General features: G+C 57.1%; 17 protein-coding genes, 2 tRNA genes and 2 pseudogenes. 8 read left to right on the top strand and 13 right to left on the bottom strand.

The window, feature by feature from the left end; translation table 11 throughout:
- The first annotated feature begins 135 nt into the window (after positions 1-135).
- On the top strand, positions 136-2628 hold the full coding sequence (locus OHL23_RS04300; RefSeq protein ID WP_263350536.1) for an ABC transporter permease: 2493 nt from the start codon (positions 136-138) through the stop codon (positions 2626-2628).
- A gap of 87 nt (positions 2629-2715) precedes the next feature.
- Here OHL23_RS04300 and OHL23_RS04305 read toward each other — a convergent pair whose 3' ends face one another.
- Entirely contained in the window at positions 2716-3852 is a 1137-nt protein-coding gene (locus tag OHL23_RS04305; RefSeq protein ID WP_263350537.1) for a Gfo/Idh/MocA family protein, read from the bottom strand.
- Positions 3853-4204: 352 nt separating this feature from the next.
- Between OHL23_RS04305 and OHL23_RS04310 the strand changes: the two genes are divergently transcribed.
- Both OHL23_RS04310 and OHL23_RS04315 read left to right on the top strand, forming a co-directional pair.
- Entirely contained in the window at positions 4205-5002 is a 798-nt protein-coding gene (locus OHL23_RS04310; RefSeq protein ID WP_263350538.1) for a 3-keto-disaccharide hydrolase, read from the top strand.
- 120 nt (positions 5003-5122) lie between these two features.
- Positions 5123-5198: transfer RNA gene (locus OHL23_RS04315), tRNA-Ile, on the top strand.
- Between the two features lie 629 nt (positions 5199-5827).
- Here the strand turns inward: OHL23_RS04315 and OHL23_RS04320 are convergent.
- Complete coding sequence (locus OHL23_RS04320) at positions 5828-6778, bottom strand: cytochrome-c peroxidase (protein ID WP_263350539.1); 951 nt, start codon at positions 6776-6778, stop codon at positions 5828-5830.
- 44 nt (positions 6779-6822) lie between these two features.
- Positions 6823-7449 (bottom strand): annotated as a pseudogene (locus OHL23_RS04325) (serine/threonine protein kinase); the annotation flags it as partial.
- Positions 7450-7935: 486 nt separating this feature from the next.
- On the opposite strand from OHL23_RS04325, the gene OHL23_RS04330 reads away from it, so the two are divergent.
- A tRNA-Ile gene (locus OHL23_RS04330) sits at positions 7936-8009 on the top strand.
- 357 nt (positions 8010-8366) lie between these two features.
- On the opposite strand, the gene OHL23_RS04335 is transcribed toward OHL23_RS04330, so the two are convergent.
- From OHL23_RS04335 to OHL23_RS04350, 5 genes and pseudogenes are all read right to left on the bottom strand, one after another.
- Positions 8367-9377, bottom strand: coding sequence for a zinc-dependent alcohol dehydrogenase family protein (locus OHL23_RS04335; RefSeq protein ID WP_263350540.1), 1011 nt, complete (start codon positions 9375-9377; stop codon positions 8367-8369).
- Positions 9377-9886, bottom strand: a complete 510-nt coding sequence (locus tag OHL23_RS04340) for an SRPBCC family protein (protein WP_263350541.1) — start codon at positions 9884-9886, stop codon at positions 9377-9379. Before OHL23_RS04340 ends, OHL23_RS04335 begins: the two co-directional genes overlap by 1 nt.
- Positions 9887-10060: 174 nt before the next feature.
- Positions 10061-10249: pseudogene (locus OHL23_RS28705) on the bottom strand (DUF1330 domain-containing protein); the annotation flags it as partial.
- A gap of 144 nt (positions 10250-10393) precedes the next feature.
- Positions 10394-10690: an EthD family reductase gene (locus tag OHL23_RS04345; RefSeq protein WP_263350542.1), complete on the bottom strand. Its 297-nt coding sequence runs from the start codon at positions 10688-10690 to the stop codon at positions 10394-10396.
- A gap of 24 nt (positions 10691-10714) precedes the next feature.
- Complete coding sequence (locus tag OHL23_RS04350) at positions 10715-10915, bottom strand: hypothetical protein (protein WP_263350543.1); 201 nt, start codon at positions 10913-10915, stop codon at positions 10715-10717.
- 169 nt (positions 10916-11084) lie between these two features.
- Here OHL23_RS04350 and OHL23_RS04355 point away from each other — a divergent pair, with 169 nt between their 5' ends.
- Positions 11085-12038 carry a helix-turn-helix domain-containing protein gene (locus tag OHL23_RS04355; protein ID WP_263350544.1) on the top strand — a complete coding sequence of 318 codons (954 nt, stop codon included), beginning with the start codon at positions 11085-11087 and terminating at the stop codon, positions 12036-12038.
- A 361-nt stretch (positions 12039-12399) separates the two neighbouring features.
- Here OHL23_RS04355 and OHL23_RS04360 read toward each other — a convergent pair whose 3' ends face one another.
- From OHL23_RS04360 to OHL23_RS04380, 5 genes are all read right to left on the bottom strand, one after another.
- Positions 12400-13596, bottom strand: coding sequence for a serine hydrolase domain-containing protein (locus OHL23_RS04360; protein WP_263350545.1), 1197 nt, complete (start codon positions 13594-13596; stop codon positions 12400-12402).
- Between the two features lie 903 nt (positions 13597-14499).
- Positions 14500-16467, bottom strand: a complete 1968-nt coding sequence (locus tag OHL23_RS04365; protein WP_263350546.1) for a carbohydrate binding domain-containing protein — start codon at positions 16465-16467, stop codon at positions 14500-14502.
- 173 nt (positions 16468-16640) lie between these two features.
- Positions 16641-18338 carry a carboxylesterase/lipase family protein gene (locus OHL23_RS04370; protein ID WP_263350547.1) on the bottom strand — a complete coding sequence of 566 codons (1698 nt, stop codon included), beginning with the start codon at positions 18336-18338 and terminating at the stop codon, positions 16641-16643.
- 123 nt (positions 18339-18461) lie between these two features.
- Entirely contained in the window at positions 18462-19568 is a 1107-nt protein-coding gene (locus tag OHL23_RS04375) for an alpha/beta hydrolase (protein WP_263350548.1), read from the bottom strand.
- Positions 19569-19592: 24 nt separating this feature from the next.
- A complete protein-coding gene (locus OHL23_RS04380) occupies positions 19593-19736 on the bottom strand; it encodes a hypothetical protein (RefSeq protein ID WP_263350549.1) in 144 nt (47 codons plus the stop codon).
- Positions 19737-20057: 321 nt separating this feature from the next.
- Here OHL23_RS04380 and OHL23_RS04385 point away from each other — a divergent pair, with 321 nt between their 5' ends.
- The 3 genes from OHL23_RS04385 to OHL23_RS04395 all read left to right on the top strand — a co-directional run bounded on the left by OHL23_RS04385 (position 20058) and on the right by OHL23_RS04395 (position 26689).
- Positions 20058-21287, top strand: coding sequence for an alpha/beta hydrolase-fold protein (locus tag OHL23_RS04385; protein WP_263350550.1), 1230 nt, complete (start codon positions 20058-20060; stop codon positions 21285-21287).
- A complete protein-coding gene (locus tag OHL23_RS04390) occupies positions 21277-23832 on the top strand; it encodes a glycoside hydrolase family 95 protein (RefSeq protein WP_263350551.1) in 2556 nt (851 codons plus the stop codon). The genes OHL23_RS04385 and OHL23_RS04390 overlap by 11 nt, the downstream gene beginning before the upstream one ends.
- Before the next feature lie 139 nt (positions 23833-23971).
- The gene (locus OHL23_RS04395; RefSeq protein ID WP_263351724.1) at positions 23972-26689 is read left to right on the top strand and encodes a glycoside hydrolase family 9 protein; all 2718 of its coding nucleotides are present in this window, start codon (positions 23972-23974) and stop codon (positions 26687-26689) included.
- Positions 26690-26942 lie beyond the last annotated feature (253 nt).

A 26942-nucleotide genomic window follows, 5' to 3' on the forward strand; every position in this document is an offset into this window, starting at 1 on the left:
CGTAAGCGGACACCCCTTTTCATTTTTGGACAGCGCTGTATTTGCTTCCGCAGTGGATATATAGAAAACAGAACGGGTTGGGAATGGCTGTTTAGCTGCAATGTTTGCTTGGATTTCGTTCTTTCTGGAGGCGCGATGTTCAGTGTTGTGCAGGATCTTCGATTGGCGGTGAGGCAGTTGCGGCGGTCTGGGAGCTTTACTTTCACCGTCATTCTCACGCTGGCGCTGGGTATTGGGCTGAATGCCGCAATCTTTACCATGGTGGACTGTGTGCTGCTGCGGCCGCTCGGGTATCGCGATGCGGACCGGATTTTCGGGATTGATTCGCGCTTTCTTGATGAGCATCGAGCAATTCCGCGAGTGGGCGGAGCGGATTATGTGGATGTTGCCGGCAGAATTGGCGGAACTACCGGGGCGCTGGAATATACGGCCTTCTACAGCGGATTTCAGGATGGGCTTCAGGTCGGCGGGCGCACCCTATTTACGGACATTGCTTATGCCAGTCCGTCTTTCGGCCAGGTGATGGGCGTGGAGCCGCTGGCGGGGCGAGTCTTTCTTGCCGACAAGCCTGGGACGGGCGATGTGACGGAGCCGCAGGAAGCGATGGTTTCGAGCGCCTTTGCCCGGGAGAACTTTGGAAGCGTAGCGCAGGCTGTTGGGCGAACGATCGGGACCGAAGGCCAGTTGCGCACCGTGGTGGGCGTAATGCCGGATGGATTCTCGTTTCCCGGCAGGACACAGGTGTGGATTGAAGCGCCTTCCGCGCCGGATGTACCGAGCCGCACGGCCTACAACCAGCGAGCGATTGGCAAGCTGCGTCCGGGAGTGACGGCAGCGATGCTGAATGCCCAGTTGGATACGCTCTCGAAACAACTGGCCGCGGCATATCCGGAGGACAAACACAAGGCGCTGGAGGCGGAACCGCTGCAGGAACAAATCGTGGGCAAGATACGACCGACGCTGCGGCTGCTGATGGCGTCGGTGGGCGTGGTGCTGCTGATTGTCTGCGCGAACATTACACATTTGCAACTGGTGCGGGCTACGAAGCTGCGCCGCGAGGTGACGATTCGCACTGCGCTGGGAGCAACCCGCGCTGCTCTGGCTCGGCGCGCCGGGCTGGAAGTGCTTGCGCTGGCTATTTGCGGCTGCGGCGCGGGCGTGCTCGTGGCGCAGCCGACGTTGCAACTGCTGATCCGGCTGGCGCCGCCGGAGATTCCGCGCCTGAATGATGTGCGGCTCAATGTAGATGTGATCCTGTTCTCATTTTTGATCAGCTTGCTGACGATGGCGGCGACGGCGCTGCTGCCGCTGTGGCGGTCATGGCAGGTTGATCCGGCGTCGGCGATGAAGCAGGATGCGGCGCGAGGGACGGAAAGCCGTGGTTCTGGCCGGCTGCGACAGGCGCTGATTGTAGGAGAGGTGGCGCTGACGCTGATGCTGAGTGTGGGCGCGGTGCTGCTGGTTCGGCAATTGATGGCGCAGGCGCGCGTGGATCTCGGATTCGCCCCGGAGGGACTCGTGATGCTGGATACACATAAGATCGGCGCCATCGCCAGGCTGCGGCCTGAGCAGTTCTTTGGGCCTCATGCCGATCCGGCGGCCGTGCAGGCGGCTGGGCAGCATGATATGCACGAGCTGGAAACGGTGCTGGACGGGGTGCGGACGGTGCCAGGAGTGGGGAGCGTGGCCGCGGCTTCCGGCGCGCCCACGACGTCGATGATTCCAGACGTGGATTACGCAGTGCGTGGGGTAAACGAGTTCAAACCCGGAGCGGAACGCCTGCCGAATGCGAACATTCTGGGCGTCACTCCCAATTACCTGGAGACCATGCGGATTCCGGTGTTGCGAGGCCGAGGCATTGCGGATGCGGATCGCGCGGGCACCGAGAAGGTGGTGGTGATCAGCGAGTCGATGGCACGGCAGAGCTTTGCCGGGAAGGACCCGATCGGCAAGCAGATCACATGCGGGTGGGATTCGAATGGCGAGTGGTGGACGATTGTGGGCGTAGTGGGAGACGTGCGGCAGGATTCTCCGGCTTCAGTTCCCTATCCAACAATCTATGCGCCGATTTCGCAACATCCGCATACCTCCAACGATGTGCAGTTGATGGTGCGGACGCGCACAGACACCCGTGCGATGACAGCTGCGCTGATGCGGTATCTGAACAAGCAGTTTCCTCAGGTTGCGGTGAAGGGTGCGACGATGCGCGAGAATCTTGGCGAATCGCAGCGGGCGCAGCGGTTTCGGACGTTGCTGTTTGGAGGCTTTGCAGGGGTGAGCATTCTGCTGGCGATCACCGGGATGTACGGCGTGACGGCTTATACCGTGGCTGAGAGACGCTTCGAGTTCGCGCTGCGATTTGCGCTGGGTGCGCAGCGGGCACAGGTGCTCGCGTCCGTGCTCAAGGGTGCGCTTACGGTTGCGGCGGTTGGCGTAGCCGGCGGCGTTGCGTTGAGTCTGGCGTTGATGCGCGTGATCGACAGCCTGCTTGGCGAGATGCCCGCCTTTGACCCGGTTTCTTTTGTGATCGCGGCGGGCGGGGTCTTGTTGATTGCGCTTGCTGCGACGCTTCAACCTGCCTATCGGGCGGCTACGGTTGAGCCGATGCAGGTTTTGCGCGACGAATGAGTGTTGAGGCAACCCACCCTTTGTGCAAAGAGCGCACAAAGGATGGGGCACCCAGATCCTCGAGAATTGAAGACACGAAAACCAAGGCTATTGCGGCAATGGTTTCAGGTTTATAGTGCGGCCGGTTTTGGCGGATTCGCGGGCGGCGTCGAGGATTTGCATGACGATCATGTTGGTGTCGAGTGAGGAGAGATCGCCTTCGGCTTTGACCTGACCGCGAAGAACAGCGGCGAGATAGTTAAGCGAGCTCTGCTGGTTATCTGCCAGCGGCGGCACTGTCACTTCCGATTCGGCTTTTTCGCCCGCATAGCGAGCGCGCATGTGGTCTGCGGCTTCGGTGATGGCATAGCCTGTCGAGCCGTACACTTCCATATCCTTGCGGCTGAAAGGCCAGTTCCATGAGGGTTGCAGGACTGCCTGCGCCTTGGGGTAGCGCACAATAATCGTGGCGTCGTCATCGACCTTTGGGTAGATGCCGGGCTTGTCGGTGAGCGCTACGGCGGTGACGCTGAGGGGAGTTTCGCCGTGCATAATCAACGTCATCAGATCGGCGCCGTAGCAGCCGAAGTCAAACATGGCGCCTGCGCCGTTCTTTTCCGGATCGGTGAGCCAGTTCAGGAATTCAGGCCCTACGCCGATCTCCTTCGGGCCTTCGTGGCCATCATGTACGACGACGCGGCGTACCTCGCCCAGTTTGCCCTGATTTACTTCGCGAATTGCTTCGGCGTTGCTGGAGTACCAGGTGGTTTCGTAGTTCACGAGGACCTGGACGTGGTGTTCGCGGGCGGCTTTGCGAATGGCGATGGCATCGGCAATTGTTGTCGCCAATGGCTTCTCGACCATGGAACTGATGCCGCGCTGGGCCGCCGCTTCGATGACCTTGCGGTGGTCCTGGATATCGGTATAGACGAGGACCGCGTCGGGATGAAGCTGGTCGAGCATGGTATTCATGTCGGTGAAGAAGAGCTTGTGGTCGAGATGAAACTGGGATGCGTATCTTTCCGCCAGCTTCGTATCGGGCTCGGAGATTCCGACCAGTTGCATGTTGGTGTTCTTGGACAGCGGGCCAAAAAGCCCCCGTGCATGGTCGTGAACCAGGCCAACGATGACGACGCGAATTGGCGCGCCCGGTGTTACAGCGCGAGAAATGCCGCAGGCGAACGTCAAGAGCATTAGAACCAGAAGAGTGTGATTGAGCCGTCCGAGCAGGAGTTTGCGAAGCATTTAATAACCTCTCGTTTGTATATTGAATTGATCGTGGGTCTTGCGTGTGCCGGCAGAGACGGTTTTGCTGTCCTCGCCGCAAGCGGGCAGCGTGCTTAGCCGGATTGATCTTATCGCAACAGACCACCGGGTTGTCATGGATTGTCGGACGATACCGGACGACGGCGTCTCGATGCAGCGGGCAGTTGGGATAGGATATACTTCCGCCACGGTACATGCGGCCCAGCTGATACCCGGGAAATTCCTGGCAATCTATAGAAGCTAACTTGATAACCGCAACCGATTGCCGCTTGATCCATCGGATGGATTGACTCATGCACGATCGGCGCAATTGTGTGTACCGACATTGAATATGATGCGCTTTCCGATCTCAAAGCTCCTCGCATTCGCAGCCATGACTGCCATGGCCGCTTCCCTTTCCGCGCAACAGACGGAAAAGCCGAAACCCGAAGACACGGAAATATGGGAGCCGGTGCCGGCGGTGGTGACGCCGGGCGCAAACAACACGGCGCCTCCATCAGACGCAATCGTACTTTTCGACGGAAAGAACGAGGATGAATGGGTGTCGGCGAAGGACCATTCGCCGGCCAAGTGGACGGTTGCTGACGGGGTGTTGACAGTGAGCAAGGACCCCGTCAACGGTGGCAGCATCGAGACCAAGCGGAGCTTCAAGAACTACCAGCTCCATGTCGAGTGGAAGATACCGGAGAATATTACCGGCTCCGGTCAGGCGCGCGGCAACAGCGGAGTCTTTCTCGCCTCCACCGGGCCGGGAGACGCAGGGTACGAGCTGCAGGTGCTGGATGCTTTCGGCAACAAGACCTACGTCAACGGGATGGCGGGCAGCATCTACAAGCAGGCGATTCCGCTGGCGAATCCGGCGCGAAAGCCAGGCGAGTGGGAGACATACGATGTGGTGTGGACTGCGCCTACGTTCAACGAGGACGGCTCTCTGAAGACGCCGGCGTATGTCACGGTCTTTTTCAACGGCGTACTGGTCGAGAATCACTTTGAATTGCAAGGTCAAACGCTCTACATCGGCAAGCCGTTCTACAAGAAGTATGACTCTGCGCCCATCAAATTGCAGGCGCATGGCGACAAGAGCGAGCCGATCAGCTTCCGGAATATCTGGATCCGCGAACTGCCCTAAGCCGTGTTGGATTACGGCGGAAATTCCGGCGTTATTTCCCGGCTCAGAGGCGAGAACCCATCACGCATGGCGGCGAGCAGATACGCCGTTTGTCGCCATGCGGTAAAATTGGGTTTTGTCGGGCCTATAGCTCAATGGTTAGAGCAGCGGACTCATAATCCGTTGGTTCCAGGTTCAAGTCCTGGTGGGCCCACCAGCTTTCTCTGTACGAAATATGAAGGTGCGCATCCGGTACAGTGCCGAGGAGTCATCCACGATTCCCGTGCTTTTGGCAACTTGTTCTGGCTTCATAATGCCGGAATCATCCCGTTTCGAATGAGACGAATGCTTTCGTTTGCTTCGAATATTAGTAACGCATCGAGCGAGTCTTCGCAACCCTCTGAAGACTCGCGAGGAATACCTGAGCACGCTCGAGAGACAAGGACTGATTGAATCCGTCACGACGTGAAGGGCCACCGGAGGTACGATGAGTCCCATGTTATGGGAAAGAGACAAGACTGGCCTCGTTGCGCTCCATCCCGCGGCAGAAAGCACGGGATGGAAATTGTGAAAGACAACCCTACAGACATTCTTGGCGAAGGCACCGAACGAGCGGCACCGGAGGTACGGCACCGTTCGTTCAGATAGTTGTTGGAATTAGTGCTGAATGGTCTGGCGATGTTGACGCATGCTTCCCTCCACGGCCGGAGTTAGATTTACAGCGCTCTGCGACATGAAACCATCAGTCAACGTCTTCAGGAATGCCACGATATCGTCTTCGTCCGAATCGGACAGCCCTAGATTTCCGATAGTAGTGTCTTCGTTTGCTGTAACCTCTGCCTGAGGCTAGCAGGTCTTCTTTACATTCGGATCGTTGGCGGTCGGGCACTTAGCATCGCGAGTGTTATAGAAGTGCACAACTTCTTTCAGGCTCTTCAGGTATCCGTTATGCATATATGACTTTACGAACCCGGGATAAGGCCTGAGATCGACATTACGCAGCGTGGGCACCTGCACTTTGCCGTCGAATTGCGGAGCTAGCTGTATCCAGGACTGGTCAGGAACCGGCGTTCCCTGCGATCCGCTCAGAAACGCTCCTACTCCCAGATCCACAAATGCCAGACCTTGGGGATTAGCAACGAAGCCATGCTGATCCGGCTTGTTTTCGTGGTAGAAGGGAAGGTCCAGATTTTTTGGCAGACCGAGATTTGATGAGGTGAAATCGGTGAATAGTGGCGCAGCGTCCGCCACCGTTCCGCCAGTAGCTCCGTTGGCATTTCCGCTCAGATGGCAGGTGTTGCACTGAGCGTGGCCATTGAATAATGCATAGCCATGCTGCTCCTGCGCGGTGAGCGTAGCCTGCCCTGCCAGAAAGGCATCGAATTTGGACGAAAAGGCATTAACGCCTGGTGAAGCCTCATACGCCGCGATGGCCAAGGCAAATTGATCGTAGACGGCATTTGCACGGTTTCTGTCCTCGGTGCTGAGGCTCAACTGCGGCCCTACACTATTCCTGCCGACCGGAGTGCTGCAGGTCTTTTCCGCATCCGCGGGCCATTGAATCGATTGCAGCGACGGCCCACACACCTTAACGAAGAGAGTGGCATAGTTTCCGCGCGATAACCGGTACGCCACGCAGGCAGTGTCCGGTAGACCCATTTCTACAGGATTTGTTGGCGGCCCCTGGGACTGTTCCGCCGCGGCGCTCTGAAGCCTTGCTCCAGTAGCCCGCATATCCCAGAAATTTCCTCCGTAGAAGTCCTGCTGAGTGGCGTTGAAATGCAGGATGGGAGCCAAAGTTGCATAGCCATAGCTCTGCGGCTTACGGGGCCCGTGAGCATCTGGTATAAGGTGACACCCAGAGAATAGAGATCACTGCGGGTATCAATCGAGCGATTCATGCGGCCGGTTTGTTCAGGCGCCATATAGGCCAGGGTTCCGGCAATAATCTCCGGCGGCGCGGGTGGCTGACGTTCCTGCCTGAACTGAGACGCGATTCCGAAGCCGGTGAGCCACACTTTTCCGGCTTCATCGACAAACACGTTTTCAGGCTTGATGTCCTTGTGGATTAGGCGTTGCCGATGGACTTGGCCGAGGGCTTTCGTCAAGCCAATGGCGACGCGCAGGAAGCGTGTCAAATCGAGTGCTTGCCCTTGGTTCTGCCCAAGAATCTTATCCAGCGGCTCGCCGCCAGGGTCCTCAAGTATGAGGATCGTCCGCCCGTCGTGTCGAGTGAGCGCGAGAGGCTTAACTGCCCACGCGGAATCGAGTTCGGCCGCTAGTGAGAATTCATGCTCCAGCCGCCGAATAACCTCAGGCGACTGCTGTTCTGCGGCGAGTGCCACCACCAATATTGAAGATGGGTTGCCATGCTGCTGGACGCGGTAAAGGGCGAATTCCGCGCCGTCCCTGAGGGGCACGAGCACGTACCCATAGGGTCCCGAGATGGAGGGAAGCCCCGTCGCCATGGCTGCACGTTTTCAGAATATTCCCTTTGGCGAGAGCTTAGTAGGACCTCAACATCGCCTCGGCGCAATTTCTTTTGACGCCCCATCTTGGCTGGTGCTCTCCGACTGCGGTCGATTGATCGACTAGTTCGGTTGGGTGGGATATCTAGCGCTGTGAGAACCGCGACAGTAGATCGCGGTTGATTTGGAATGGGATAGTAGTGGTCGCACCTGCCAAACAGAACGCACAAGCCGCTGTGATGTCGGTGGTTTCCTCTTCTCAAGTACAGTGACGGTATACCCGTCAGCTTTTCTCATTTACAACAAACTGCTCTAAATTACGGTCGCTCAACTACTTGCGGTTACGCTCAATTACGCTGGCATTTTATTTATTATCATATACTTACAGAGATTTCCGGAAACTCATAATCCGTAAATTACGCTCAATTACCCTTGACTACGGTCCATTACTCTAAACTTCGGCAACGCGAGGCCGGAGTCAAATAAGGGCCCATAGCTCAATGGGTTAGAGCAGAGCACTCATAATGCTTTGGTTCCAGGTTCGAGTCCTGATAGGCCCACCCGAAATCAGATTCTCAGCTAAAGGTACGCAGGCAGTACATCGCAAAAATCGTCCAAGAGCCCTAAACACCTACTTCTTAGATCAGTTCTCGTCGGGCGAATAGAGCCTCTGTCGGTCAACACTGAACTCTCAATGAGCGCACTGGACTGAAGTCAAGAGTTGAGCCAAGGGTCACTTGTCCGGAATGCCGACTACACGGCCATGTGACCCGCTGACACTTGTCGCTGAGCGAGTTGACGATTTTGTTGTAAGTTGAGATCATCGCGGGACTATCGCGGAAATTTTGCTCATATGACACCTAAACTGGCGAGATATTCATAGTGCCCGCTGGTGGGGTTGCGAGGCGTTTCAGGCTTCACCATTCAACGGCGACCTTGCCGAAATAGACGCCACTGGCCTGGTAACGGAAGGCGTCGGCCAACTGATCGAGGGGGAAGCTGCTGTCCAGGACAGGGCGCATCCCCGACTGTTCGAGCGCAACGACATAATCCTGCTGCTGGCGCCTGCTGCCGACCATAAGTCCTTGCAGGCGGGCCTGCTTGGCCATCAGATCGACGGTCGGCACTTCACCTTGTAGCCCGGTCAGAACGCCTATTAACGAGATATGGCCCCCTACGCGCACCGCTGTGATGGATTGGGCAAGCGTGCCGGGCCCCCCGGCCTCAACGACATGATCTACGCCGCCTCCCGTGAGGTCTCGCACGCGCTTTCCCCAGTCCGGCATTTGGCGATAGTTGATCACATGGTCGGCACCGAGGACGCGGACACGTTCCAGCTTCTCGTCAGAAGACGACGTGACGATAACCGCCGCACCCGTCATCTTCGCGATCTGCAACGCCGCGATGGAAACGCCGCCGGTACCCAGAACCAATACTGTGTCGCCGGTTTTGATTTGCCCATCGCAAACCAGAGCCCGCCAGGCGGTGACCCCAGCGGTGGTAATGGTTGCGGTCTCGGCGTGGCTCCAACCGCGTGGCGCGTGCGTGAAAGCCGTCGCCGCACGTACCGAAAAGTACGCGGCGAAGCCGTCGATGCCATCGCCTGGCGTGCCGGCGAGGTCGCCCACCGGTACCCTGGGCAGCCCATCCTGCCATTGAGGGAAGAAGCAGGAAACGACATGGTCGCCTGGCCGGAACTCCGCCACGCCTTCGCCCACGGCTTCGACCACACCGGCGCCGTCCGACATCAATACCCGACGGTCAGCGGTCGGGAGACTGCCATTGGCGACCAGCAGGTCGTGGTAGTTGAGCGATGTCGCGTGGAGCGCGATCCGGATCTGGCCCGGCCCCGGCTGACCAGGGTCCGGGATGTCGCGGACCTCGATCCGATCCAATCCGCCAGGCGCACGAAGGACTGCAGCTTTCATTACGACCTCCCTTTCCGTGCCGCGGCGACCAGACCGTCGAGCCAGTCCTGATGACCGTTGATCATCACGTTGGGCTTCGTCTTGGCGAGTTCCTGGGCTGGTTTGCCCTTCTGGGATTCCTGCGTGAGGATGCGCACCCGCCCGCTTGGGAGATCCTCGATCAGCCAGGAGTGATACACGTCGAAGCGTGTATCGCCTTCGCCGCCCCAGCCATGCCAGCCAACGCGCCCCGGCTTACCTTCGGCCGGTGGAACGTACTCCAAAACCTGCGCTTCCACCGGCAAACCGAAGGTCTCGAAGTAGAAACGCACGCCGTCCTCGAGCTCTGGCCCCTTGCCGTCATAGAAACGGATATTGGCTGAGTTCGAATAGTAGGTCGGCCAAAGCAAGGCCTTGCTGAGGAATGGCCAAATATCGCTACCGCTTAGTCCTGCAACAATAGCTTCGTTTGATGCGAAGTTGTCGGTGAAGCCAGGGATGTAATCCTCGGGCCAGAAAATCTCATTCATCTAAGTAGCTCCTTTCCCGGGCTGCACTGCTCCCGGGCGATGGTGTTCGATGGTCTTTCAGAGAGCGGCTGGTGACTACGTCAACGCACGCTGAGTTCAGGAAGGCGGATCGCTGGTCTGGGGCTCTGGAAGGGCGTGGCGGGATAAACGCCGCCGCAAGGTGTTTCGTACCCTTCAGACAGGCTCTTCCAGTACCAGAAAATTTGAATCCATCACCTCATCTCGCAGCGGAATCAGCGCCTGGTACCCGGGAGAACCGTGCCAAGCTTCAATCGCCGCAGCGTCTTTGAATCTCACGATCAAGCAGGAATCAGCGCTGAACCCGCCAACGAGCGATCGGGCCTTGCCGCGGGTGACAACGCTTCCCCCCTGACGCTCCTAAGGTTGGTCCAGCGGCTGACGAATACTCGGGAATGCGGTTGGCATTCTTTACCTTGGTAAATGCATTCAAATAAGCGGCCACAATAATCTCCTGCTGGCTATGGTTGTGATGGCTTCGAAGTAGGCTTACTTTTCAAAGAACATGAAGAGCGGAACATCGTGATAGTAGTTCGGCACGTCGGCAGCGCCCGCCTGGCCTTCCGGGGAGGCCATGGCATCGATGGCAGCCTGAGTGCTGTCGAATGTGCCGGACCAGTACCAGAAGAATTCGCCGGCACCGCCGTCCACCGCACGGACAGGCCCATAGCAGTAGCTTCTAACTCCGGCCAGTTTGGTGGTCATCGGCCCGTGGACTTCGCGATAGTACTTCTCGAAATGCTTAGGATCGTTGGGTGTCTTGTAGAGAACGATGAGTTCGACCATTGGTATCTCCTTTTGGTTTGGCATTCAGATAAGTTGAGCGACAATCGCATCGACAAACTGCGGGATGTCGTAAATAAAGCGGCCCGTGATTACGTTCCCGTCGATCACCACTGGCTGGTCCAACACGCCGGTGCCGATTTCGAAATACCCTAACGTGGTCTTTGGAATGCGGCGTTGTGCAACCTGCACCAAGTCTTGGATTGTGGCGAGTCGAGCCTTTGTCATGGGCCTAGATTAGAATTACTGGATGGGAGTCGCATGTACGTCCGTGCAGTCTTTCTTGGATTTGGCTGCACCGAAAGCCAGTGGCAAGGTTGCCAAAGCTGGCTTTCGGCAATAGGGTGACCTATTCGCCAGAACTGCAAAAAGGTGCGGCTCGAAGGATGTATCTGCTATGGCAAGCCTGGCAGTCGCGACGCGGCGGACATATGTCGATCGGGAGTCTCTCCATCACGCCTTGACTTCCGATCTGGTTGGCTGGACCGTTTCTGAAACGCGCGAGGCTCCTCTTCTCACGCACGTTGTGTCACATCGCCTGGGTGACATCCGCCTCGTCGAGCTATCCGGCAATCCGTTTGGAGCGGTACGCGGGCGCGCGGAGATATCGGGGGACGGCGACACGTACCTTGGAATCCTATATCAAAGATTCGGCTCGACCCTGTGTAGGAGAGGCGACCACCTCGTGATCGTCGGCCCCGGCGAAATCTGCGTCTGGCATAGTGGGCGCCCAGTTTCATTTGAGATGCCTGAAAAATTCGAGAAGCTGTGCATGATCGTCCCGATCGCGCGGTTTGAAAGCGTGTTGTACAACGCCGAGACCTACGAGGGCTTGCACTTGCCTGGTGGCAGCAACCTGGCCACGCTTCTGGGTTCCTATTTGTCGACATTGACCGATAGCGTGATGACGCGGAACGATAGCACGCCTTTTGACGCCGTCGACGTAACGCTGGAACTGCTGGGAGCCGCATTCCGGGCACAGCGGCGATCGTCAACAATAGCGCCTCGCGATCAGCTATTTGCGCGCATCAGCGACGATATCGAAGCCCGCCTTGATGACGTCAATCTATCGCCGACGAGGATTGCCGAAGCTAATGGGATCTCGATTCGATATCTTTATACGCTGTTCAGCGAACAGGGCGAGACCGTATCAGGGTGGGTGCGAAGACGACGTCTCCTGCGTTGCCGAGCAGAGTTAGACGGAGCAGATACCGAGGCCTCCATAACCGAGATCGCCTATAGGTGGGGTTTCAATGATTCCGCCCATTTCAGCCGATTGTTCAAAGCCTCTTTCGGAATGTCGCCGACACAATATCGGTCTTCGCGACGGTTGGGTGCATCCGACAAGTAATTGCGTTCCCTGCGATTTTGTCAGCCAAAACTCACGAAGCGGTAACCGGCGGCGCCTCGTTGTTTACTATCCGGCCATGCGACTATCAGGGAGGTCCCGTTGGAGCCGGCGGCCCAAATGAGTGCACCCCCGCCTGGCTTCCCGATCAGTGGAAGATAGACAACCAGCGCAAATGCCGGCTCGGTAAGCTCACACCCCACCTGTGGTTCGTGTAGCGCTCACCGGGAAGTTGCCGTAAAATCGGCAAACCGGACATTGGGCCAAAACAGGTGCTGTCCGGATCGCCGACTATAAAACCGGAACTACGGCACGACTGTTTCTGTCAGCGTTCGCACCCAAGTCTCAGTGACTCGCCGCGGCCTCAAGACTTCCCAGCGTGGTCGCCATATTCCCAGTCATAAGGCTCGCCGATGTCGCCGAGGATAAACCGCACCAACTCGACGAAGCCCGCTTCCGAGCGAACATCATTCGAAAGGATCAACACGCAGCGCTGACTGGCCTCGATACAGATCAGAGTATTCGCGGTCTGTCCATCATGGCCGCCCTTAAAGAAGCCGTGGCCCTGCGGGCCGTCAAATACAGTGACTCCCAGCCCCGAAGCCAGATCCTTGCGCTGTTCACTCACAGGCAAATCGGGCTGGAAGAGCGGGAACAGACCGGCAGTCGTGATATGCAAGCTTGGCTTTGTGATTTCGGCGCGCGAGGCCGGACTCAGGCCATCGCCGCTCACCAGTGCCGCGGCAAACTTTGACAGGTCTGAGATGGTGGTATTCATCGATCCCGCCACGCGCACCTTGCTGCGCTTCTCGTGGGGCTGCGGTTGGCCCTGATCGTTCCAGCCATCCGCCACGTTGGGGTCGGAACCGTTCTTCCACACAAGGCTTGTGCGGGGCATTCCCAGACGGTTGAAATCTGCCTTGGCCAGATCGCCGACGTCCAGCCCCAACCCCTGCGCCGTTCTCCCGTGTTCAATCACGAACTGCAGCAGGATCATCCCTTCACCCGAATAGCTGAAACGAGTGCCGGGTTCGAAATGGATGCGCAGTTTCTGGTCGGGCTCAATAAACCAGAAGTTGCTGAAGCCGGTGGAATGAGTCAGGCACATACGCGGCGTGATCTTTTCCCAACGCGGATCGTCGGCCAGATCTTTATAGGGCCCGTACTTGTCTGGGAAAACGGTATCGGGGCCATAGCTCGGGAGCGCCTTTTCCAGGTAGTCTTTGAGCGGTGTGTCAAGTTTGAGCTTGCCCTGATCGACCAGTTGCATGACGGTGTAGGCAAACACTGTCTTGGTGAGAGAGGCGCCGTACATGACCGTGTCCGTGGTCAACGGATCTCCTTTGGCGTTACGGATGCCGTAGGCGTCGACGTAGTCGACCTTGCCGTGATCGATGACTGCAACGGCCATACCGTTGGCGTGGGTGCGAGCCAGTATCTTGCTAACTTCGGCGTCGATGGCCGTGCGGTTGGGTATGGTTTGTGAAGCAGCCGTGATGGGAAGGCATATGGCAACGAAAAGCGCTGTCAAAAGCGAAAAAGCATTTCTCCGTGCATTCATGATGAGAGGTCCTTTCAGAACTCGATCCTGACTTGCGAGCTAACCACGTAAGCGACCACGCCCGGCCTGCAAGGGTGTACGTACTCGACTCCACGAAAGTTCTGTGACTGCTCGCGGCTCATGGCCCACTGAGATTTCCAGGCAGGATCCGCTTTCGGCTGGGTGAGAATTCGGAGAACCTTTGCAAGTTCCGCTGCTGTCGGTGGATGCATTGTCGCCGGGCGCTCGTCGGAGACCCTGCGGACTCCGAATTTACTGGTCGCGGGCGAGTGGCCGGCCACACTTACATGATCCAGTTCTGGGAAGGGCGAGCTGGCCGCTGGGAGCGACCTCGGTGCTCTGTCCAGATAGGCGACAGCCCAGGAGTTGGGTGTAGGCGCCCTTGTGCAAATGTCCGGATAGCCGACTATACAGACAAGTGGATTATCTCTTTGAGGGAATTGGCAGCCCATAATCTTTTCGTTGAATGCTGTTAGAAATCGGCCTCAATATCAATGGTGAACTTGATCTCATCTCCAAGAATTGCCGTCTAATTTAGGAGCAAAGTTGAAATCACTGCGTCTAAGGATGCCGATTGCATTGAAACCGACGATCAACTCGGATTCGCTACAGATTCTTAAAGAGTGCACAATAACTAATACGCTCATCTATCACTGAAGGCATCATAGTGCCGAACGAGGTGGCCGATTTCAAAGATAAGTTAGTAACAGAAATGTCTAGCGCCCAACATTAGCCGCGCGTGGTGCCAGTTCAAATCCTCTATGTGACAAGCATCACCGCGATCGTCAGGGATCAACGTTGACGGCCGCTAAGCCGCCGACGCTTCCTTACTAGCGCTTGCTCTTACCCGCACTCTCTGCATCTACTTCAGCGCCCTGATAGAAAATTTATCTGACATCACTCTCAAATTGTGTGAATCTCCAGGACGGCTACGGTGTAGGGATCGAGGTCAATGGTGAGATCTTTTCCGTAAGTGAAAGGACGAGAGACAGGAGCGATAACCTCAGGATTTTCGATCGAGGCCTGATCGTTGAGTCTTGCGGTGATGATGTGAAGGGTCGCGGTGGCCCGCTCAGGAGCAGCGTTACCCTGCAGGCGGACAAGAAGAGTGTTGCGGTTTCCCTGATAGTTGACAGCTTTGATGACGATACGGCGGTTGTCTTCGCTGGTGGTGGCAATAGCGTCAACGGAGTCGGGTAGCCAGCCGGATGGAATCTGGGTGGAGATCTTGTCGAAGAGGAGCTTGCGGTCAGGAACGTCCCGAATAGTGCCAGCGGCGGAAGCCAGATAGCGTGGCGCGAAGTGCTGGCGGAAGAGCTTTTCAACGACGTAGCTACCGCCGGGAAACCAGGATACGTGGTCGTGATAGATGGCCGAGGTCCACTTTGGATCATCAGTGGTGTTACGCATAAGAAGGGCGGGGCAGGTCATGGTGAGACCGGGGCTGAGTTCCTCATACATGATGAGGCTACCAGCGGCGTGTAGGCCGGCACGCCAATCATAAGTGTGTTGGAGACTCCATTCGAGTACAGCAACCTCAATGTTCGGATGTCTGGAGGCGCGGACGTACTCGCAGAGGTTAGTTAGGTAGCCGCGAATACGATCGATGCCTGAGGCAAAGTTATCAGGCTCGTACTCATAGTTGTGGCAGCCAAGGATATCGAAGTTATTGCCCGCAATGTCGATGACCTTCTTGCTCCAGTCCATGTCATTGGAACGCTTTTGGCCGCAGGCTACGATGCGGGCGCCCGGAACGATTGCGCGAAGACGGCGGCCGTAGATGTTGACGATTCCAGCGTAGGACTCGGGCGTGAAGCCGTTGTTCATGGGCTCATTGTCGATCTGAAAGTAGCGAACGTTGTAGGGCTCGGGATGGCCGTTTTGTGTTCGCAGGCGGCCCCACTCGGTTGAGGGTGGGTCATTAAGGTAGTGGACCCAGTTCATGGCGTAATCGAGATCTTCTTGCTTGGTTGTAGGAGCGGCCAAGACGATGAGCGGTTCGCAATTGAGGCGCTTGCAGAGTCCAAGGAACTCATCGGTGCCGAAGCCGGCGTAATCAGAGTAGTTGCCCCAGTAGATATTGGGGTGATAGCCGCGAGCGGCATACCGGCCGACGGCTTCCTTCCATTTGTAAGTGGAGGCAAAGGAGCCTCCGGGCCAGCGGATGAAGGAGGGTTCGAGACTACACAGAGCATTGAGGAGATCGGGACGAAGCATGCCGTCGTGGCGGACATCAGAACGCATGAGGGAGACGAAGTCGATGAGGAGGGCGCCATGGCCGGAGGCGGTGATCTCGATGGAGGCCTGGGTGTCTCGTAGATGACTGGTAAAGGAAAATGGAAGCTCATGCCAGTCAGTTCCGTTCAACACAAGTGGCACCGATGCTATGGTGTTTCCAGTGGAACCGAGGACTCCTAGAGTAAGCTTCGGGGAACCATTCTCTCCCTTCACCCAAAGAGAGCCTTCGTATTTCGTATTGTCCTCAAGAAAGATACGCTTCTGCCTGATGCCTGCCTCTCCTCCGTCGACGCGCAGGCGTACACTCTTCTTGCCATTCTGAAAGTCGAGCTGGGCAACTTCGACATGACCCTGCTGAGAAATAGGTTCCCAATAAGTCTGAAAATCCGGACCTTCGAATCCAGCGCCACGGATTTGTTCGGCGAAGAGGCCGTCTTCGACCGAGTGATTGATGTGCTCCAGAAATTGGCCGTAGATGCGTTTGTCGATGGGTACGGACGCGCGATCTGTATCAATCACGAGGACAGCAACACGGGATTCCTCCGCAGCAACAGTGGCAATAACTGAATTGGAAGCAAGTGACGCGGTGACGGCGGCTGCAGTTGAGTGGATGAGGAAGTGTCGTCGATTCATAGGGAGCGGAGTCCTCGACTTGAGTTGGCTAGATGGCTCGAATTGTCGAACTTCGAGACCTGTTCGGCCCCGCTATCATCGTCCTGCAAACGCGGCCATGCTCTTTGACTGTCGCACTTCACACGGTGTGGTCCGCATGCCCTGTTCGCGACGCCAGGATCCGGTCGAATGGATTATGCCAATATGATCCTGCGAGCTTCTCCATCGGGATCATCCGACATACGGCATTGGTTATTCCAGATCATCGTCCTGTTCATTTCAGGGTCGGTAGGCTCCCATCTCAGGCCAGGTATGCTCGGATTTCCAGTTGCTGCAAACGTTGCCCATGATGCAGCCATCTTTCTCGCTAGTGCCTGCGCCTCGGGTGTGTTGCCCGTTCCCTGCTCGCAGCGCTTGGTGTTATCAAAGCAGAATTGGAGATCGGCGGTGTGCCACGCGCCCGGTGCGCCATCGAGAATCTGTGTCTGCCAGGTGAAGTAGTAGGTGTAAGCAGGAGCGGCTTTGAGTTCGTGCTTCAATCGCGCCATCTTCACCACGTTGTTGCGCATGGATAGCCCGTTCAATCCTGGATTGCCGCTGCATATGTAGGACAAGGTTCGAATCTGTTTTTGCGGATAGGCCTTCTTCAGAGCGGCTACAATGGCCGTTGCCTTTTCGTCGCCGTAAGCTTTGGTCAGGCTCGCATGCCACTCTTCTTCCGTAGGCTTAGAGGACATGCGGTTGCCTTCTTCACTGACGGAGCCAATTAAAATGGGCACATTCTTCGATATCTCAGGCGCAGCATCGAAGAAAGACCGCATGTTGATCACCTTGCCGTCTACACACGGTGACCACCCGACCCGCGGTGCACCCGGCGCTCCCGGTCCCATCATCGGCGGCCCCGGCGGATTAATCTTCGCCGCTGCAGCATTGCCTGCTGCAAACAGCTTCGCCCACTCCATCTTCTGTAGGGCCCCAATATCATTCGGCGCAAGCCCGAGCTCTTTCATCACCTGCCGGGCTAGTTCTTTCTGCTGATCCCTGCTGGGAATATTCCCGCCTCCGCCCGACTGCGCCGAAGCCCGATGGAACAACCCCACCGCCGAAGGCATGCCCATCAGCGTCGTCACCTTCGACCCGCCGCCCGACTGTCCGTAGATCATCACCCGATCCGGATCGCCGCCAAAGTTTTCGATGTTCTCGTGAACCCACTTCAGCGCTGCAACCAGGTCCGTCATCCCCACGTTCGCCGAGTCCTCATACGCCGAGCCGCCAATCTCCGCGGCATCAAAGAACCCAAGAATGTTCAGGCGATGATTGACAGAGACCTGCACCACGTCATGGTGCCGCGCCATCTGTGCGCCTTCATGCGAGGGCAATTCATAGGACGATCCGAAACTGAACCCTCCTCCGTGCATGTAAAACATCACGGGACGCTTACCTGTCAGGCTCGGCGTCCAGATATTAAGCTTCAGCATGTCCTCGCTTTGCCAACCGTCGTCCCAGTCAAAGAGGAACGTTTGCTCGATGCCCGTCCATGCATGCAGATTCTGGGGGCAATTGGCTCCGTACACCAGCGCTGGATATTCGTCCGTCCAAGGTGCGGGCGGCTTTGCGGGGAGCCAGCGATTCTCCCCAGCCGTGGTCTCGCCATAAGGCACTCCCTTGAACGTAAGCACACCGCCGTCGACAAACCCACGCACCTTTCCATACTGCGTCTTCGCAACCGCCGAGCGCGGCGTGGAGCAGTTGCCAGGCTCTTGATGTGCCGCGGTCTTGATACTGTCGGAGGCGAGCGCGGATTGGCCGGTTGTGATGTTTACTGCCGCAGATGCGGAAAGAAGCAGCGCCTCGCGGCGGGTGAGAACAATACGGTTTGAAGATCCCGACATGAATGCTCTCCTTTGCATATCTCCTGCCGCATAACCAGACAGATCTTTTTTGCAGCGCAATTGCAGAACCCGTGTTACTTATTTTCAGACGAATGAGTGATAATTGCAGACCTTGTGAAGATGTTAGCGGCAACCTGTCGTAAAGCATAGATTCCGGTTGAAGAATGGCAGCACGTGGTTCTGGAAGCGATCAGCCACAGCGCTCGTGTGCGTGCCAGAGTATATCTCAAAGCTGTTTGCAACCCCATAGTTATCGAGAATCTGGTGCAGTTTGGTGGCGTCGAAGCGCAAACCATCTTGATCGCCGACATCCATCGCAATGGCGCGGTACTGCTTAAGATTTCCGATGTACTGATCTACGAATGCCAGCGGGGCATTGGCTGCATATTTTGCCATGATCTCCGGCTGCGGCACACCGTCCTTCGTTGGCAGATCGAAGTAGAGCGGCGGGTTCTTCGGATCGGGCGCCCAGGCTGCCGCCGTCGCGTATTGGGCCGATTGGAAGCCCGGCGACTGGGCGGCGAGGTCGGTCGGGGATTTCGCCGCCGAAACTTTCTTCTCGTTGGCAATCGCCCGCTCCTTCATTTGATCGGCTGGCCCAGGTCCACCGCCAGCCATTGGAGACATACAGCACGGGCTCATGATATAGAGTGCGCCGAATACATCGGGGTGTTTCATGCCGATGCGGGAAGCGCCGTATCCACCCATGGAGTGGCCGGCCAATCCTCTGCTCTGCCGATCCGGGATGGTGCGGTAATGCGCGTCGATGTAGGCAACAACATCGCGCGCGACATAATTCTCAAAATCGCCCGTCGTGGCAGAGCTTGAATACATGGAGCCGTTGTAAATCGTCTTGGAATCGGGCAGGACGACGATCATCTCCTTCGCCCCTTTCGCGAACGCTCCTTCAACGGTCTGCGGGACATGAATCTCATGCGTCCACTGCTCGGCTCCGATCGAGTATCCGTGCAACGCATACACCACCGGATAGCGGCGCTTCTTGTCTTTCTCGTAGCTCGGCGGCAGAAAGACAATGACATCTCGATCGACGGCCTCGCCCTCGAGGTTTCCTTCAAGAGACGCACCATGGATCTTGATGTGCTCCACGGCCACCGGCTTTGCGCCCGGCACGGGGTCGGGCACAAGCGTCTGCACCTGGGCGCGGAGCGTCCCCGCTGGTGCGGTAATCATGACAAGTGCGATGACGATTGACAACGGAACGGTTTTCATCTGGACTCCTTGCTCGAAGGCGGACTACTGCACTGGATAGGAATAAATGTTGACGCTAAATGGGCATATAAACAGTGTTCCGGGCAGTGCCCCGAGCGACTGCTCCTCGACCTGAACCTCGGGCGTTTTATCTACCTGAACCGTCGCATCGATTTTGTCCGGGGCCATGCGCCACAGTCCGGAAGGTCGCAGCGATGCGCCAATTCATCGCAGGAGCAGCTCCTCGGTATCTGAGAACAGCAAGAGCCAAACGAAACACATCTCCCCTTTGCGCACTTCAGCAAACGCTTTCTGAATTGTTGGCCCCGGGGCCGTCCTAGAAAGCGTCGTTGATCTCCAAAAATGGAACCACCTGACTATACAAAGGACAGGACGAAGAGTACAAGCTAAAAAATCGCTTTATTTATGCAGATCCGCCGGTATAGGATACCGATGCTTCTATTTCCCTCAGAGACAGAGCTTTGAAAACATTTTCTGTCACGCAGGTGCATGATGCGAACAATCGGAATCGTGATGTTGTTAAGTGCAAGCCTTTGCCTTGCTCAGGGCTCGGGCGATTTCAAGCCAGCTTCATCCAACGTTCTTGACGCCCAGTTTCCGCAGGTCGATAGCAGCTCGCGTGTCCAGATTCGCTTTAGGGCGCCCGATGCGACTAAGGTGCGGATCAATTTCTGGAGCGGCGAGAAAGCCGACATGGAGAAGCAGCCGGACGGGTTCTGGACCTTCACGACAAAATCCATGGCGCCCGGCCTTCACTACTACACGATCGTCGTCGACGGCGCAGAGGTCAGCGACCCGGGGAGCACAGCTTACTTCGGAGGCAGCAAATGGGCAAGCGCCGTTGAAGTTCCCGAAGCGGGCGCCGACTACTATCTACCTAAGGAAGTGCCACACGGCCAGGTGCGGGAAGTGTGGTATCACTCCAGCGTGACAGGGACGTGGCGGCACGCTCTGGTCTACCTGCCGCCGGACTACGACGCGCAGACGAAGACTCGCTGTGCAGTTCTCTATCTGCAACACGGCGGCGGCGAGAACGAAACCGGATGGATCCGGCAAGGCAAAGCAAATTTCATCCTCGACAACCTGATCGCGAGCGGCAATACGAAGCCGATGATCATCGTCATGGCCAATGGTTATGCGAGCCGCGCGGGATATGTCGTTCCTGACCTCACAGGAAAACCATTCGGTTCGCCAGAGTTCACTAAGGTCATGCAAGAGCGGATGAGCGCCTTTGAAGACGACATGACCCAAGCACTGATCCCATTTATCGATAAAACATTCCGCACAATTCCCGATCGCGATCACCGCGCCATGGCGGGTCTTTCCATGGGCGGGATGCAAACCTTTCAGGTCACCTTCGATCATCTCGATCTCTTCTCCTATATCGGCGGGTTTAGCGGTGCAGGCAATCCTTTCCTGGCGGGCAATAACAAGTTCGACGTGAAGACCTCATATCACGGAGCTCTGGCCGACCCCGCCGCATTCGCAAAGCGCGTGCACCTGCTGTGGATCGGCGTGGGCACCAATGAGCCAGAGCGTATGAAGACAGGGCTGGAGAGCCTGCACACCTCGCTGGATGAAGGAGGAGTTCAGCATATCTTCTACGAATCGCCCGGCACCGATCACGAATGGCAGACCTGGCGGCGCGACCTGAACGACTTCGCACCGCGACTATTCCAGCCGGTCGGTCAACAATCACGAGTGGATCATGGAAGGTAGAGTGAACCCCACCTTCGTTCCGGCGCATTCAAAGGCGATGATCCGTTCTTCTAAGCTGTTTGCGATTGCAGGTCTTTCCATCATGGCGGGATTGATCGGTCAACTCACCCCGGCGCAGACCGCTAACTCACGCGAGGTCCTTTGGTACCGGACTCCTGCGCCTGTGTGGGATAGTGCTCTGCCCATCGGCAACGGGAGGCTCGGCGCGATGGTTTTCAGCGGAGCCAACGCAGGTGCCAACAATGGAGACCGGCAGGCCTTCCCGAAGAATGCTCCGTTGATGGATGGGGCGCAGACTTCAGGTGAGGATGAACATCTGCAGCTCAACGAGTCCTCCCTCTGGAGAGGCAGCCGCGCCGATCGGCTTAATCCGCGCGCTCACGGCGCGGTTCCAGAGATTCGCAAAATGCTGCTCGACTCCAAAGGGTTGGATGGGGCGAAGATTTCTGCTGCCGAGAAGATGGCTCAGGATGAGATGATCGGCGTTCCGCCGGGAATGCCGGGTTACAGCACGCTGGGCGATCTGTACTTGCGCGCGACGAAGCGTGGCGCAATCGACGACTATCGCAGACAACTGGATCTTGGCACTGGGATCGTGCGCGTGACCTATACGATGGATGGTGTTCGCTACACGCGAGAAGTGTTCGCGTCGGTGCCGGACGATGTCATCGTGGTGCGACTCATGGCAGACCGCAAAGGGGCGATCGCCTTTCGCGCGAGCATGGACCGGCCGGATGATTTCAGCGTGGCTGCGCGCGGAGAGGACAGGCTGATTCTGCGCGAGGGAGCTGATCACAAGGATCAGATTCGGTTTGCAGGCGAGGTGCTGTTTCTGCCCACAAGCGGTTCAGTGCATGCAGAAGGCTCAGAGATTGTGGTAACAGACGCAGATGCCGTAACTGTGTTCATCGCAGCGGCCACCGATTTCAAAGGAGGTCCCTTTGCGGGTGGCGATCCTGTGGCAAGGTGTGAGAGTGTCTTGGGTTACGCACAAAAGCGGAGAGCCGAAGAGATTCTCACCAGGCAGGAGGCGGTCTATCAGCAACAATTCCGACGCATGGTGCTGCACCTCGGTGCGACGCAGAAGGTCAGTGAGGACCTGCCCACCGACGAGCGGGTGAAACGCGTGAGCGCTGGAGCTGACGATCTGGGGCTGCAAGAGCTCTATTTTCAGTTTGCCCGATACTTATTAATCAGCTCGTCGCGGCCGGACGGATTGCCGGCTAACTTGCAGGGGATCTGGGCAGCTGGCATCGACAATCCATGGGGATCTAAATACACCATCAACGTCAACACGGAGATGAACTACTGGCTCGCAGAGCCGGCGGCCCTTGGTGAAACGGTATTGCCACTGATCAACCTCATTGACATGGTTCGCGATCCCGCCAGCGGTACCGGGTCACAAGTCGCGGGGCAATACTACGGAGCCCATGGATTCATGATCCACCACAATACCGATCTCTGGGGCGACGCTGAGCCTATTGATGGCTATCAGTGGGGAGTGTGGCCGATGGGAGGCGCATGGCTTTCTCTTGCGGCATGGGATCATTATGCATTCTCGTCCGATAAGCAGTTCCTGCGAAAACGAGCATGGCCAATCCTGCACGATGCTTCGACATTCTTCCTCGACTATCTCGTGAAGGACGATTCCGGCCATCTGGTCACAGGTCCTTCCATCTCTCCGGAGAACCGTTACACCCTTCCGGACGGAACAAGTCATTCGCTCACCATGGGCCCCACGATGGATATCGAAATTGTGCGAGAACTCCTCCAACGCACACTCGATGCAGGGCAAATTCTCGGGGAAGATCCGGCTTTTCTGGAACGGTTGGAAGAGGCTCGCAGCAAGCTGCCGCCCTTCAAGATTGGCCGGCTCGGCCAGTTGCAGGAGTGGCAGCAAGACTATGATGAGCCGGAGCCGGGTCATCGTCACATATCTCATCTATGGGCGCTCTTTCCTGGAACGCAGATCTCGGTGGAGCACACTCCTGAACTTGCCAAAGCGGCTCAGGTTTCTCTGGAACGGCGCCTGTCCTTTGGCGGAGGACAGACAGGATGGTCTCGTGCGTGGGTGGTGAATTATTGGGATCACCTTCATGACGGAAAGCAAGCCTACGACAGCCTGCAAGTCATGATCCGTCAATCGACATTCCCCAATTTGATGGACACGCATCCTCCAGGGCTATTCCAGATCGACGGCAATCTAGGGGCCGCAAACGGAATGCTTGAGACTTTGGTCCAATCGCGTTGGATGCCCAAAACAGTGGAAGTTGCACTGCTCCCCGCGTTGCCGGAGGAGTGGAAAAGCGGATCCGTTGAAGGCTTGTGTCTTCGTGGCGGCTCTACTTTGTCCATGCATTGGGCGGATGGAAGGATTGTCTCCTTACGGCTTCATGCCGCGCAGGATGGATCGATCAGGCTTATGCTTCCGCAGCATGCGTCGATCCTGAGTGTTCACACCCTGGCTGGAAAACGTCAGGATGTGGCGGCGGATGGCGGGTTCAAACTCAAAGCTAACACCTCGTATGAAGTGAGCTTGCAATGATTTTCGATCACTTCGCGATTGGTGCAGTCAGGCCGATGGTTATTCTGACACGCTAGGGCCTATTTCGCGACCGACTCAACTGTCCCTGCGACGGGAAACAAACACCAGCCAAACAGAATGTCCATCGTGGTTGGCAGAAGTGAAGGAGCAGCGCGATCCACTTATGAATATCCGAATTCAATTGTGTTTTCTCTTGGGACTGATCTCCGGTTCAACTCTCTTCGCTGCCGATTTCTCCATGAGGGTGACCGACAAGAATTACCTGAATACTCAGGGTTTCAGCGTGTTTCTGTACGACAGCACGTACCATCCAGTTTTCGTAGACCAGAAGAACACTGCCATGGAGATGATTCTCCACGGGGCACGCATTGCCACCAACGGCGACGTGCGCCTGATGCCAACGCCCGAACAGTGGGATCTGGTGGCGACCCTCAAAGGCCGCCACGCCGATAAGGCGAACAACCGGCTCACCGCTGACCTCGCTTTCCCGTCCTTCGATCTCAGCTATACCCTGGAAGTCGCTGCGGAACCAGGTGGCGTGAAGGTCAGCATCAATCTAGATAAGCCGTTATCTGAGAAACTGGCCGGGCGGGCGGGCTTCAACCTGGAGTTCCTGCCCTCGATCTACATGGGTAAGTCTTACCTTGTAGACGGAACCAAAGCCGGCATCTTTCCGCGAACGCCGAACGATCCGATGGTCAAGGTGTTGCCGTTGGCCGATGAGCCGAAGAAGGCGTACTACCTGGAAGATTGGGACAAGGCCAAGGGATACACGCAGCCGCTGCCATTTGCCGAGGGCAAGAGCATCACCCTGGGTGTCGATGACACGCTTGCCCGGGTCAACGTTGTTTCGGACACGGCGAACCTTATGCTCTTCGATGGACGCGATCGCGCGCAAAACGGCTGGTTTGTATTGCGTTCGCTGATCCCTTCCGGCAAAACTTCTGGGGCTATCGTGTGGCACATTCACCCCGATGTGATTCCGAACTGGACGCGCCCGCCGATGATTGCGCACAGCCAGGTTGGTTATGCGCCGGATTTCTCCAAGGTTGCGGTCGTCGAACTCGATCCCCAATACAACGGGCCGAAGACGGCCAAAGTGCTGCGCCTGATGGAGGATGGATCTTATAAACAAGTGTTCGAGGGCCCGATCACGCCTTCAACGCCCTGGCTGCGCTACGTTTATTCGAAATTCGACTTCACGCCGGTCAAGGACCCCGGTCTTTATGTAATCGAGTATGCAAACCAACGTACGGCGCCCTTCCCCATCTCCAAGGACGCTTACGCGAACATCTGGCAGGACAGCCTGGATCATCACATTGCGGAGCAAATGGATCATGTTTCCGTTCGCGAAGGCTACCGCGTGTGGCACGGCGCCTCGCATTTGGATGATGGCCGTCTCGCACCCGTGGTTGGGGAGCAATTCGATGGCTGGAATCAGGCCGCGGCAACAGACGGGAAATATAAAGGCGGCGATCACATTCCCGGGATGAACGTCGGCGGCTGGTATGATGCCGGCGACTACGACCTCGAGGAGCCTGCGCAGCTAAGCGTAATTCAGAGTCTGGCTCTGGCGTACCGCGAGTTTGATCTCAAGTACGACGAGCTTACTGTCGATGAAGGGGCGCGTGAGGTCGAGATGCATCGTCCGGATGGAGTGCCGGATACGGTGGAGCAAGTGAAGCACGGCGCGCTATTGATCCTGGCGCAGTTTCACAATATCGGCCACTCAATCCGCGGCACTCACGAACCGGATTTGCGCCAATATACCCATCTGGGCGATGGAGCGTCGAAAACCGACGGCCGCATCTATGACTCTAAACTTGGTCCGAATGAAGTGAGGGGGGATTACTCGGGCAAGCCGGACGACCGTTGGATTTTTTCCACAACAAACCCGTTCTTTCAGTGGAATGCCATTGCAGCGCTGGCTGCAGCGTCTGATGTGCTGAAAGGCTATGACGCCGCACTCGCAAAAGACTGCCTCGATACCGCAATTAAGGCATGGAACGACGAGAAGGCTCACCCGACGCCGTCTCCGGTGAGCGGGGCTGGCGGAGGAGCTCCGGCAAATGCTCCCGCAGCGGGCGTGTTGGCGGCGTCTCAGGGTGTGGTGTCTGGCTCTCATACGGGCGCGGCGACGGCTTCTAGCGGAACCGTTGCCCAACCGACTCCGGCAACTCCGCCAGCGCCTCCTGCTGGCCGTGGCGCGTTCAGCGTTGGGCAGGACTGGGCCGCGGCTCTGGAATTAACGATTGCCACACATGGCGCCGAGCCCTACAAGTCCCGCCTGAAGGAGTTGTTCCCTCAGATGATCACCTCCCAGCAGATGGGCTTCCGTGGCTGGACGGCAGTCCGGGCGTTGCCTTATCTGGACGCTAGCGCAAACGATCAGCTGCGGGAAGCGGTGAAGACCTACGTGGCGGATTTGAACAAGCAGTTGGACGCCACGCCGTTCGGTGTGCCCCCGAGCTTGGGCACCTGGGGCGGATCTGGCGCCGTGGTCGACATGGCTATCCGGATGTACTTTCTGCACAAGACGTTTCCGGATCTTGTGGGCCCCGAATATACGCTTCGCGCCGTCAATTACGTTCTTGGCACGCACCCGGTTTCCAGCACTTCGTATGTAGCTGGCGTCGGTACGGTCTCGAAGACGAAGACGTATAGCAACAACCGCGCCGACAATGCTTACATTCCAGGCGCCGTGATTCCGGGATACATCGTCATCAAGCCGGATTTCCCGGAGTGCATCGACGACTTCGGATTCCTTTGGTTCGAGGATGAAGCCGTCGTTGCCGGATCGGCAAGCTGGGTCCTGGCCGGCAACGCTGCGGACGCGATCACTAAGGAAGCAAAGTAACATTGGTGATGAAAACGGCTGGTCGGTCCTCTCCGGCCAGCCGCAAACGCACCTAAGTATCCTCGATCTAAAAGCACCACGGACCTCAACGTGTCGATCCTGATGCAATCGGTTACTCGTGATCAGCTACAGCAAAGCGTTAAAGCAATCAATATAGAGACGTTGCCGGTTGAGGCCCTGCGTTGATCGATGCATTCTGAGACGAATGGGACGAATGCTTGCGTTTGCTTCGAATATTGGCACAATGGAAGCA

Origin of the sequence: Acidicapsa acidisoli (genome assembly GCF_025685625.1) — a bacterium.
Lineage (GTDB): Bacteria > Acidobacteriota > Terriglobia > Terriglobales > Acidobacteriaceae > Acidicapsa > Acidicapsa acidisoli.